Source organism: Bartonella massiliensis (genome assembly GCF_902150025.1).
Lineage (GTDB): Bacteria > Pseudomonadota > Alphaproteobacteria > Rhizobiales > Rhizobiaceae > Bartonella > Bartonella massiliensis.
This window is the reverse complement of sequence record NZ_CABFVS010000056.1, coordinates 19,029-27,867: the sequence shown is the minus strand read 5'-3', so window position 1 is coordinate 27,867 and position 8,839 is coordinate 19,029. Positions and strand designations below refer to the sequence as shown.

Annotated in this window: 16 protein-coding genes; 4 read left to right on the top strand and 12 right to left on the bottom strand. The window is 39.7% G+C overall.

From position 1 onward, the window contains the following. The 5 genes from FNZ60_RS09200 to FNZ60_RS09180 all read right to left on the bottom strand — a co-directional run. The coding region (locus FNZ60_RS09200) for a phage tail protein (protein ID WP_246054785.1) at positions 1 to 573 on the bottom strand (573 nt) is incomplete at its 3' end. Then, positions 573 to 1,397 (bottom strand): baseplate J/gp47 family protein, encoded by an 825-nt coding sequence (locus FNZ60_RS09195; RefSeq protein ID WP_142417266.1) that lies wholly within the window; start codon positions 1,395 to 1,397, stop codon positions 573 to 575. The genes FNZ60_RS09200 and FNZ60_RS09195, both read right to left, overlap by 1 nt. Next, the gene (locus tag FNZ60_RS09190) at positions 1,394 to 1,735 is read right to left on the bottom strand and encodes a GPW/gp25 family protein (RefSeq protein WP_142417265.1); all 342 of its coding nucleotides are present in this window, start codon (positions 1,733 to 1,735) and stop codon (positions 1,394 to 1,396) included. The genes FNZ60_RS09195 and FNZ60_RS09190 overlap by 4 nt, the downstream gene beginning before the upstream one ends. Beyond that, positions 1,732 to 2,397: a phage baseplate assembly protein V gene (locus FNZ60_RS09185; RefSeq protein WP_142417264.1), complete on the bottom strand. Its 666-nt coding sequence runs from the start codon at positions 2,395 to 2,397 to the stop codon at positions 1,732 to 1,734. The genes FNZ60_RS09190 and FNZ60_RS09185 overlap by 4 nt, the downstream gene beginning before the upstream one ends. Continuing rightward, complete coding sequence (locus tag FNZ60_RS09180; protein WP_142417263.1) at positions 2,378 to 2,920, bottom strand: hypothetical protein; 543 nt, start codon at positions 2,918 to 2,920, stop codon at positions 2,378 to 2,380. The genes FNZ60_RS09185 and FNZ60_RS09180 overlap by 20 nt, the downstream gene beginning before the upstream one ends. Positions 2,921 to 2,986: 66 nt before the next feature. Between FNZ60_RS09180 and FNZ60_RS09175 the strand changes: the two genes are divergently transcribed. From FNZ60_RS09175 to FNZ60_RS09155, 4 genes are all read left to right on the top strand, one after another. Then, a complete protein-coding gene (locus FNZ60_RS09175) occupies positions 2,987 to 3,241 on the top strand; it encodes a toxin HicA (protein ID WP_142417262.1) in 255 nt (84 codons plus the stop codon). Then, a complete protein-coding gene (locus FNZ60_RS09170) occupies positions 3,231 to 3,548 on the top strand; it encodes a type II toxin-antitoxin system HicB family antitoxin (protein ID WP_142417261.1) in 318 nt (105 codons plus the stop codon). Before FNZ60_RS09175 ends, FNZ60_RS09170 begins: the two co-directional genes overlap by 11 nt. Before the next feature lie 42 nt (positions 3,549 to 3,590). Continuing rightward, positions 3,591 to 3,863, top strand: coding sequence for a CopG family antitoxin (locus FNZ60_RS09165; RefSeq protein ID WP_142417260.1), 273 nt, complete (start codon positions 3,591 to 3,593; stop codon positions 3,861 to 3,863). Between the two features lie 293 nt (positions 3,864 to 4,156). Beyond that, positions 4,157 to 4,453 (top strand): HigA family addiction module antitoxin, encoded by a 297-nt coding sequence (locus FNZ60_RS09155; protein ID WP_142417259.1) that lies wholly within the window; start codon positions 4,157 to 4,159, stop codon positions 4,451 to 4,453. A 38-nt stretch (positions 4,454 to 4,491) separates the two neighbouring features. On the opposite strand, the gene FNZ60_RS09150 is transcribed toward FNZ60_RS09155, so the two are convergent. The 7 genes from FNZ60_RS09150 to FNZ60_RS10345 all read right to left on the bottom strand — a co-directional run bounded on the left by FNZ60_RS09150 (position 4,492) and on the right by FNZ60_RS10345 (position 8,813). Beyond that, the gene (locus FNZ60_RS09150) at positions 4,492 to 5,409 is read right to left on the bottom strand and encodes a YopJ/AvrA family T3SS effector serine/threonine acetyltransferase (RefSeq protein WP_142417258.1); all 918 of its coding nucleotides are present in this window, start codon (positions 5,407 to 5,409) and stop codon (positions 4,492 to 4,494) included. A gap of 113 nt (positions 5,410 to 5,522) precedes the next feature. Then, positions 5,523 to 5,801 (bottom strand): hypothetical protein, encoded by a 279-nt coding sequence (locus tag FNZ60_RS09145; protein ID WP_142417257.1) that lies wholly within the window; start codon positions 5,799 to 5,801, stop codon positions 5,523 to 5,525. Continuing rightward, positions 5,798 to 6,547, bottom strand: coding sequence for an antA/AntB antirepressor family protein (locus FNZ60_RS09140; protein WP_142417256.1), 750 nt, complete (start codon positions 6,545 to 6,547; stop codon positions 5,798 to 5,800). Before FNZ60_RS09140 ends, FNZ60_RS09145 begins: the two co-directional genes overlap by 4 nt. 316 nt (positions 6,548 to 6,863) lie before the next feature. Continuing rightward, a complete protein-coding gene (locus FNZ60_RS09130; RefSeq protein ID WP_142417255.1) occupies positions 6,864 to 7,205 on the bottom strand; it encodes a head-tail joining protein in 342 nt (113 codons plus the stop codon). 1 nt (position 7,206) lies between these two features. Then, a complete protein-coding gene (locus FNZ60_RS09125; RefSeq protein WP_142417254.1) occupies positions 7,207 to 8,283 on the bottom strand; it encodes a major capsid protein in 1,077 nt (358 codons plus the stop codon). A gap of 12 nt (positions 8,284 to 8,295) precedes the next feature. Further along, the gene (locus tag FNZ60_RS09120) at positions 8,296 to 8,664 is read right to left on the bottom strand and encodes a head decoration protein (protein ID WP_142417253.1); all 369 of its coding nucleotides are present in this window, start codon (positions 8,662 to 8,664) and stop codon (positions 8,296 to 8,298) included. Continuing rightward, entirely contained in the window at positions 8,661 to 8,813 is a 153-nt protein-coding gene (locus FNZ60_RS10345; RefSeq protein WP_246054783.1) for a hypothetical protein, read from the bottom strand. Before FNZ60_RS10345 ends, FNZ60_RS09120 begins: the two co-directional genes overlap by 4 nt. Positions 8,814 to 8,839 lie beyond the last annotated feature (26 nt).

Sequence of the window (8,839 nt, the reverse complement as noted above, 5' to 3'; positions counted from 1 at the left end):
ATGGTTGATTTCTGTGGTGCGTCCAAAAGAAAACAGCGTATCTCCAGCGGTTAAGCGGATACCGCTCTCAAAATCCAGCATGCTGTCATCAAGCCGTGACATATTGGCTTGCGTAGCTTGCACCTCATAACCCGTGACACCACGGCGAAAATCAGAGCGCAAGCTTTTGGAAAGGTCCACAATCGCTTCAATCGCCTCAAGATCACTTCGTTTAGGCAATTGGTCAAATTCAAGTTGAAAAGAATTCCACCAAGCCCGCTCTGACCATGCGGGGGTGAATTGTGCTGAGAGTCCAAGCCATTCAAGCCCCCTATCAATGGCAGCGACAGAGCCACGTATCCGCTGCCATTCAAGTCCTTGGTCAAGAAGATCATAAAGGTTTGGAACATAAGGGGTCAGTTCTCCAAGCCCGTATTCTTCAATCAACCATGGTAAGAAGCGAGGAGGGCGTGTGATGAGTTTAGAGCGTGAAATCCCCAAAACAGAACCATCAACATCTTGATGAAAGTCGCAAACATCAGCAAGGCGCTTTTCAAATTCGGTTGCATTTGTTGGGAGTAAAGTGCTACCCATCAGCGTGCACGTCCTTTAAAGTTTAAGGTAACCTTGCCAATGGACAACACTTCTTCGTCCAAAACAGTATTATCCGTTGTAGGTTCAACAGCAATAACTTTTTGCACACCAGGGATCATCAGTTTTGAAATCCACCATGAGAGGCTTAATTCACGTCCAAGGGCTTGTTCTTGTTTCCAAGCGGTGCGCAAATGTGTCTCCATTTGGGTTAAAACGGTCAGTGCTGTTTCGGGTAACAGCCAAACGTCTGCTTTTAAGTCCACAACTTTTGCAACAGCCGCATGCACAAGAATGGTGTCATTAGTCATGATGACATTTTTATCGTGAAGCGCTTGTGAGACTTTGTCTAGCAGGTCTTGGCTTGCGGTTTCTTCTTCATTGTTACCAAAAATGGCAACATGAATGGTTGGGTTTTTACCCTTCCGGTAAATAATGGCATCTTTTACGCGGTTATCTGCGGATAAAGCAATAAATTTGTAATAAGGCTCTGTTCCACTGCCTTTGCCACTTCGGGTATGAAGTCTTATGCGTTCGCGGTATCTCTCATCACTCTCGTCGTCCATGCGTTGAACCCCATGCCAATTGCCCAAAGCATCAAGAGCCTCATCTTTTGCAAAATCCAGAATATTATTGCGTGCGGCTTCGTTAATGCGTTGTCTTAAAAGCAGTTCTCGATAGCTAAAAGCTTCAATGATTTTTAAAGCAGGGTCACTTTCTAAAAAGATGTAGCTAGGCAAAAGTTCTTTTAAATGTTCAATATTTGCAGCACGGATTTCTTCAAAAGAAAGTTCTGAGATGATTTCCGGATTGGCAAGACTCTTCATTGTATCAGCACTCCTTCCATGGTAATGGGTTTGCCAGATGGCAAATAAATGCCTTCAAAGGACAAGGATACTTTTCCAGCATCACACATTTGAAAATCAATCTTTTGAAGCTTAAAACGGGGTTCCCATTTGTCTAACGCTTCAGCAACAGCGGCATAAAGGGCAATGGTAAGCGCATGATTGGCTGGTGCATCAATGAGTTCTCCAATACGCGAACCATAGTCACGTCGCATCACTCGCGTGCCAATCCGTGTTGTTAAAATATCAAGAATTGATTGGCGCAAATGATCAATACCGGAGAGGGGCTTTCCTGTCATACGGTCCATTCCACTGTTCATTTTGGACCTCCTGTCATAGCGCCACCAGGGAAAACACCCCCATGAACATGGGTTGCTCCTACATTGGTGCCATTATGCTTTAAATTGCTTGAATGAAGAGCAATGCCATTATCACAATGGAGTGATATTCCCCCGCCTGCTTTTAGAGCAATGGCTTTTTCTGCGTTTAAATTCAGATCACCTTTTGAAACAATTTTGATGCCTTCTGGTGCTTGCAGCTCTAATTTCTTGCCATCTCCTTTTATTGACACACCGTCAGAAATCGTGAGACTGAACTTTCCTCCTGATGTGAGATTAAGGGTATAGCTATTTTGTTCATCATCATATTCAACAGTGGTGCCGTCTGGATAAAGTGTCTTATGAATATTGCCTTTATCGGCTGCTTGATTTGCATCCGTGTGAAGTGAACCAACAATCACCCCTTGTGATAAATCGCCTGATGAAGAGACAACAATAACTTGCTCTCCAACGTCACGCCCTTCATAAGAACACGTTTTACCGGCGCGTGCTTGTGTATCTGGAATCCAATCACTGATCAGATGACCGCTTTTTACCCGATAGCGTGCATTTTTATGGTCGATATGGCTAATTTTTCCAACCACCACCATATTGGCCATGCGTCTTTTTAAATCGGTAATCTCTTTATCGCGTCGCTCTAACATGGGGTTCCTTAATTTTTACATATTTCTCTTCGTTTTCCACACCAGTTTCTGGTTTAAAACCGACAAGAGGTTCAACAATTCCTGCGGTTGCATTTCCTTCATCGGGCGAGGGGATATTGGTCACATAAGTGACTTCAAAGGTTAGGATTGCACCATGGAGTGCTAGGGCGCCATTATCGCCAAAGGCAAAAGCAATATTTTGCAGGCGGCATGCCTCAACGGTGTTGTTAAGATTAGGATTGGCATGGAAAATCTTCTCAACGTGCCATGCTAATTGATCAACGAAGCCAGCTCCGTTTTCTTGTGTGCTATAACATTCAACATCTACTGTTAAAACACGCCGCCTTAAGCCAAAATCATGCCCATCTTCAATGGTTTCGTTTTGCGTTGAAACATTAATGGCGGGCATTGCTTCAATGAATAAATTGAAGTCACGCATATTAAAAACATTGTCACCAGCTGTTGTCTTTGCTGCTTTGATCAATCCAACAAATGTTTCTCTTATCGTTTCGCGCGGATGCATGAGTGTTCCTGTTGAGTAGGCATATAAAATGATTGACTAGTATCAATAATAGTACTATTATGAGTTATGAATAATAGAATTGAAAAAATAGTCCGCTTGATGAAAACATCATCAAAAAACGTCAAGTTTTCAGATTTGTTGGCTGTGTGTGTCTATTTCTTTGGAGAACCGAGGAACAGTGGTTCAAGTCATTTTGTTTTTAAAACCCCATGGGTAGGAGATCCTCGTGTCAATATTCAGAAAGGTTCTGGAAATAAGGCAAAAGTCTATCAAGTTAAGCAGGTTTTACAAGCAATAGAAAGGATAAAGCATGAACAATAATCATTATACCTATCGTGTTTTTTGGTCCTCAGAAGATGAAGAATATGTTGGTTTGTGTGCAGAGTTTCCATCCCTTTCATGGTTAGATGCTCAAGCAGAGAAAGCTTTAAAAGGTATTATGGACCTCGTTTCAGAAGTTGTTGAGGATATGCAACATAATGAAGAACAAGTCCCGATACCTTTGTCGCATGGCAAATATAGCGGTAAGTTTCAATTAAGAATACCACCAGAACTCCACAGACAACTTGCAATTCAAGCCGCCGAAAATGGTGTAAGCTTAAACAGATACATTTCTTCTAAACTGTGAAGCTTTTAAAGGTCAAAATACGCCAAAAGAAGATTAATTTTTATGAAAACCTCTCATTTAAAACAAATGCCCGTTTTCAAGACAGATGAAGAAGCAGAAAACTTTGTTGATACTGCGGATCTTACAGATTATGATTTAACGGGTTTTAAACCCGTTCATTTCGAATTCTTACCTAAAGAAGCTTCTATCAATATTCGCTTACCGCAAGCGCTTATGAAGGCTTTAAAGGAAAAAGCGAAAAAACAAGCTGTTCCTTACACACGCTATGTGCGGCATTTGATTGAACAAGATTTACGAAAGAGACATCGTAGTTAATATATCCTTTATAGAGGATAATGGAAAAGATAGAGTAAAAACATGAACAATAATCGTTATACGTATCGTGTTTTCGGGTCACCAGAAGATGAAGAATATGTTGGTTTGTGTGCGGAATTTTCATCCCTTTCATGATTAGATGTTCAAGCAGAGAAAGCTTTAAAAGGTATTATGGACCTCGTTTCAGAAGTCGTTAAGGATATGCAACATAATGGAGAACAAGTTCCAATACCTTTGTCACGTGACAAATGAAGTTGAAATTGTAGATTATCATTGATCTGTAGGAGGTCGAGATGAAAAATTATATTGCTATTCATCCGGGAGAAATTTTACGAGAGGAATATTTAAAAGAATATGCTCTTTCTGCTTATGCTCTTGCAAAAGCATTGAATGTTCCACGCACGAGGATAGAACGTATTGTTGCGGAAAATAGTCCGATAACTCCAGATACATCTCTTAGATTAGCTTCCTTTTTTGATACGACAGCCGAGTTCTGGCTTAATATGCAAGCTGCTTATGATGTTCATATTTTGCAAGCAGAAAAAGCAGACGAATTTGCCAAAATTAATAAATTCGAGTGTATAATTTAATTTTTAATCATATTGGTGAACAATATTAAATAATGATATCATAACGCAATCAAAGATTGATATTTGCGAACCCTTTTTTTGTGTGATGAAACAGACATATTTTTACTATCTATTAAAACTGAATTCTTATCAAATCTTTCATAAATATTTTCATTCTTCTTATTAATGAATTTCTTTTTAGCGTGCGGATTTGATTCTATGTACTTATTGAGACGGTTTCTACTTTGCACATGTTTATAAAAAGTGACTGGAAGATAGCTATCTAACTGATCAGAAGATAAAAAAAGATCATCTGATTTACATAAGGTACCATCAATATTAGCTTTATGTAATTTATTTAATTTATCAGATTCACAGTAGAGTTTTTTAGCTATAGCTAAGCAAAAAATTCCACATTCAGAAGCACTCCGTTGAATATCCATCTCTACCATAGAAAAATGGTAATTAGGCAATTGACTCTCTTCAAGAGCTATTTTTGCCCTCATTGCTAACATCGTTGGTGGCATATGCTTGAATGCTACAGGTTCAAATAATACCAAAGATGTCTTATTATTGATAGTTTTATGATCAACTACTGCAAAGTGGATATTATCATCTCCAAGATTAACTATTATCCTAGAAGATTTGATCTCATCACTAATTGTATTTTTTATTAATCTGGGAAGATCTTCTGGTGTTTTAGAAAATCCAAGATTCATTTGTGGGTGTTTTCTATTCGCTTGTTCCACTAGAGCAGGCATCATTTTGAGATCTATTTTTCCATAAAGAGTCTTAATCCAATCGCCATTAGTGATGTCATTCTCTAGATGCCTAATAATACTTTCTAATGTTTCATCATCTTCAAATATAAAATCACGTCTTTTTCTAGCACTTTCTTCTTTTTCAGATACAACAACAACTTTTTCTTTTTGTTTTGAACAGCAGATTATTTTTAGTAAATTTCTCAGCTTTGGCATAATTAATCTTTCTGTTAATAATCACCATAAAACAATAACTGTATATTTAGGTTAAATAATGTCTTGATTGACACCTCCCCACCTTTAAAGATGGGGAAGGGAATGTTTTTACCTTAAGCAACCTTTCTAATGGGGTTGTCTAAATTGGGTTCATAAGCACGCAACAAAGAATCCATGCTATGCGGTAACTCTGAATCTCCAAAATCTGTTAGAACTGTTAAGATTTTAAGTATATTTGGCACATCATCTTGAAGCTTTAAAATCAAAGCTTTTTCTATGACACTCATAGTATCAACCAGAGCAGTACAATCTTTGTCACTCATATTTTCATGTCTAGAAAATTGAGATAATGCCATCCACAAATCGCATAAGAAGTTGGTATCAATCTTCATTGTACACCTCCATGGATTTGTTCTCTTAAACATGCCAAACCTCTAGAGGTAATTTTCGTTGAAGGAAGTATTTTTTCCGTACCATCTGGTCTTTGAATAGTAATCGCGGGGCAGTCCATAAAACCTTTCTTGATTTTATCTTGATAGGGTAACAAAGGCGCCCCTAGAGCCCGTCGATAGACCCAATCATGTTTACGCAAATAATCGCTTAAATCCTTTGGTCGCACCTCTAACATCTTTGCTGCTTCAATAAGACCGAACAACCCATCAGAGCGCTTTAAGCCATCTAAAGCTTCTGCTTTTGGTTTAAGTGTACTCACTTCGTTTCTTAAGTCTTCTAATTGATTGATACTCTCTAAAAGAAGCTGTTTAATCGTAAGCGGATTTTCCAAAGCATTGGCGAGATTTATTTGGGGTGTTGTAACTTGCTTTGCACGCCGTTCACATTCAATGAAGTATAAACGAGCTTCTCTACCTTTCTTATTATTCTCCACCATAGAAAGTTCTTTAGCTAGGCTTAATGTGAGGTAATATTCTTTAGAGGGACGACCACCTTGGAGGTTTTCCCCGAAATGGGGGAAAACTATATAATCTTGATTTTCTTCAAAATTGTATTTACCGATACGGTTTTTAATCCAAGTTGAAAAATCTTTTCCTACTTCTAAAAATGCGTGTAGTTCACGCGCATTGACGGTTTGAACAGTTTTTTCTCCGATCACTTGTTCCGATATTTTAATGAGAGCCATTGTGAACTCCTTGTGGGTTAGAGGTTTCTTAATGACGCTAGATAAAGAGTGCCGGGTGCTAAGAAACACGGCCACAAGCCCGTCGTTACACTTTCCCCATAAGGGTATTTTATGGTGTAACTACACCCGACAAAACCGTTATATGCTACGGCATATAATGAGTCAAAGCCTTTAATGTGCGGAGAAGAGATTGTTTCGGCAATCTATCCGCTTGTGGTTTTAAGGTGTTTCTTAGGCACCTAGCTCAACAATAGACACAGTGTTGCCATATTGTCAAGAGGTGATTTCATATTTTAAAAAATTAATAAGCGTGCCTTTACTTTATCTCCCGCAGAATAAGCTTGTACATACCGGATTCAGAGGCTTGTACCTCTGTGACCACGAAGTGGTCTTGAGAAGTATCTTTAGGAGAAATAATGACAACGCTATCTTGAGGCTTTGGGGGGAAGCCGCCGATATCATGAATACAAACATCAAGTTCTTTTCGAGGTACTGTTGTGGGAATTCTCCCGCCAGCGTCCGATTCTGAATGTTTAATGCCGTAAATTGCTGTAATCTGAAAGGATTGTTGATTGTCTTTTCGCGTGTAGATGACGGGTTGCCCAAAGGTATTGCGTACATCTTGAATCATTTTATGAAGCAACCCGTACCATTGCATGTTATTTTCCTCCACTGACCGCTTTAAAGAGCATTTCAGGGCGTGTGCAGATGTAAAGCGGATAGCTATAGACCTCTGGTTTTACCCATGCATTACGGTCGTGATCAACGATCAGCATGGTGTAGAGAGGTTTTCCAACGGTGTTGGCAAAATCCAAGCTTTCTCCCGGTGCAAAGGTTTTTTGGAAAACCCCAGGCGCATTAGCAGGAAAGAATTGGCATTCATCGGGCTTAATCCCTATGGCGCGTTTTGTTCCAGCTTTCGCACTCACATTATAGTTATGAACACTGCGGTAATTAATGAACGTAACACCCGCAAAGTCAAAACTACCAAAGCTTCCAGAACCAATGGCACTTGGTGTTGCAACACCTCCAGCACTATTGAGTGTTTGTGCAAGCGCTGTGTTGAGATAGGTCTCACGAATTGTTTTATGGTTTTTCAATTTGGAAAAGAATTCATTTCCACACAGTCCAATAATCCGTGAACGATCAGAAAATGCTCCCTTTGAAGCCTCAATCATTCTCATGATGACTTGGTCAACATAGTCGGCAACATTTGTTGTCTCAACATTCAGTTTAAAATCAATAGGCTTTGGGGGTGTAATTTCCCATTCCTTGTACCAATCAACAATAACAGAGCCATCGGCATCAAGCACAACACCTTGGACAGCGCCAAGTTGCATGTTTTCCCATGTCAATTCAATTTCAGAAATCAGCTTCTTTTGTTTTCTAGCAATATATTTCATTGCTGTCTCGAGTTGATCTTCTGTACCAAATTCACGACGGTTCTGGATTTCTTCAGATTTCACCGTATCACTTTTGGCAATCCGTGTTGTTTTGAAAAACCTTAGATTACGCCCATCTCTATCTCCTTCAACCAAAGGGGCACCCCGTTCACTGGTTTGAATCAAGGACAATGTATTGTCACGTCTTTCAATGCCAACCACTGTGGTGCTTGTTTCCACTTCTTCAAAAAGATCAAGAGAGCTAATGAGCCCCGGTTGAAACTCATAGTTTTCAATCGCTTTCATCATGGTAACGGCAGAGAAAGCGTCGTGTTTAAAAAAGTTCATATCCATGTGCGCATTCTCCTATCGCAACAGTATTTTGTTATTATCTTCTAAAGACTGAATGGCAGCACTTTTCTGTTCATCGGTGATGGCATCTGGCCATAGCAGTTCAGAAGCCTTTACGGTACTCAAGCGCGCTGTAATCACCGCGCGTTGCTCTGCCTCTGTTACATCAACAGTGGCATAAGAAATCCCTGCCGGCGTTTGACTGCCATCTGATAGTGCTGGATTAAGGGGAACATATTTTCCTGTTGCTGTTACTTTTCCCATAACAGTGCCGGCTTCAACAAATGCCCCTGATGCAAAAACCACTTCTTCATTGGACATATCCGTATCATAGCGTCCAAGATAAGCGCCATTGCGAACATCTTCATAAAAAACTTGACTCATTTTATTGCCCTCCAAGCTGCTTCCCATTTTGTATTAATTTTTGCCTTGCTCGTCCCATCACTATGGGGCGCTGTGGTCGAGAGTTTTAAAGAGGAACTTTTTGAGACAGCAGCAGATAAAACAACATTTTTAGCCTTCTCAACATTCATGCCGCTTTGAATTGCTTTTGCTGCAT

What these genes read in the sequence shown, in the direction of transcription:
- FNZ60_RS09190 (WP_142417265.1), bottom strand. Translation starts at nt 1,735, where the DNA reads ATGAACAGTGGAATGGACCGTATGACAGGAAAGCCCCTCTCCGGTATT.
- FNZ60_RS09170 (WP_142417261.1), top strand. Translation starts at nt 3,231, where the DNA reads ATGAACAATAATCATTATACCTATCGTGTTTTTTGGTCCTCAGAAGAT.
- FNZ60_RS09155 (WP_142417259.1), top strand. Translation starts at nt 4,157, where the DNA reads ATGAAAAATTATATTGCTATTCATCCGGGAGAAATTTTACGAGAGGAA.
- FNZ60_RS09130 (WP_142417255.1), bottom strand. Translation starts at nt 7,205, where the DNA reads ATGCAATGGTACGGGTTGCTTCATAAAATGATTCAAGATGTACGCAAT.
- FNZ60_RS09175 (WP_142417262.1), top strand. Translation starts at nt 2,987, where the DNA reads ATGAATAATAGAATTGAAAAAATAGTCCGCTTGATGAAAACATCATCA.
- FNZ60_RS09195 (WP_142417266.1), bottom strand. Translation starts at nt 1,397, where the DNA reads ATGAAGAGTCTTGCCAATCCGGAAATCATCTCAGAACTTTCTTTTGAA.
- FNZ60_RS09140 (WP_142417256.1), bottom strand. Translation starts at nt 6,547, where the DNA reads ATGGCTCTCATTAAAATATCGGAACAAGTGATCGGAGAAAAAACTGTT.
- FNZ60_RS09185 (WP_142417264.1), bottom strand. Translation starts at nt 2,397, where the DNA reads ATGTTAGAGCGACGCGATAAAGAGATTACCGATTTAAAAAGACGCATG.
- FNZ60_RS10345 (WP_246054783.1), bottom strand. Translation starts at nt 8,813, where the DNA reads ATGAATGTTGAGAAGGCTAAAAATGTTGTTTTATCTGCTGCTGTCTCA.
- FNZ60_RS09180 (WP_142417263.1), bottom strand. Translation starts at nt 2,920, where the DNA reads ATGCATCCGCGCGAAACGATAAGAGAAACATTTGTTGGATTGATCAAA.
- FNZ60_RS09125 (WP_142417254.1), bottom strand. Translation starts at nt 8,283, where the DNA reads ATGGATATGAACTTTTTTAAACACGACGCTTTCTCTGCCGTTACCATG.
- FNZ60_RS09165 (WP_142417260.1), top strand. Translation starts at nt 3,591, where the DNA reads ATGAAAACCTCTCATTTAAAACAAATGCCCGTTTTCAAGACAGATGAA.
- FNZ60_RS09145 (WP_142417257.1), bottom strand. Translation starts at nt 5,801, where the DNA reads ATGAAGATTGATACCAACTTCTTATGCGATTTGTGGATGGCATTATCT.
- FNZ60_RS09150 (WP_142417258.1), bottom strand. Translation starts at nt 5,409, where the DNA reads ATGCCAAAGCTGAGAAATTTACTAAAAATAATCTGCTGTTCAAAACAA.
- FNZ60_RS09120 (WP_142417253.1), bottom strand. Translation starts at nt 8,664, where the DNA reads ATGAGTCAAGTTTTTTATGAAGATGTTCGCAATGGCGCTTATCTTGGA.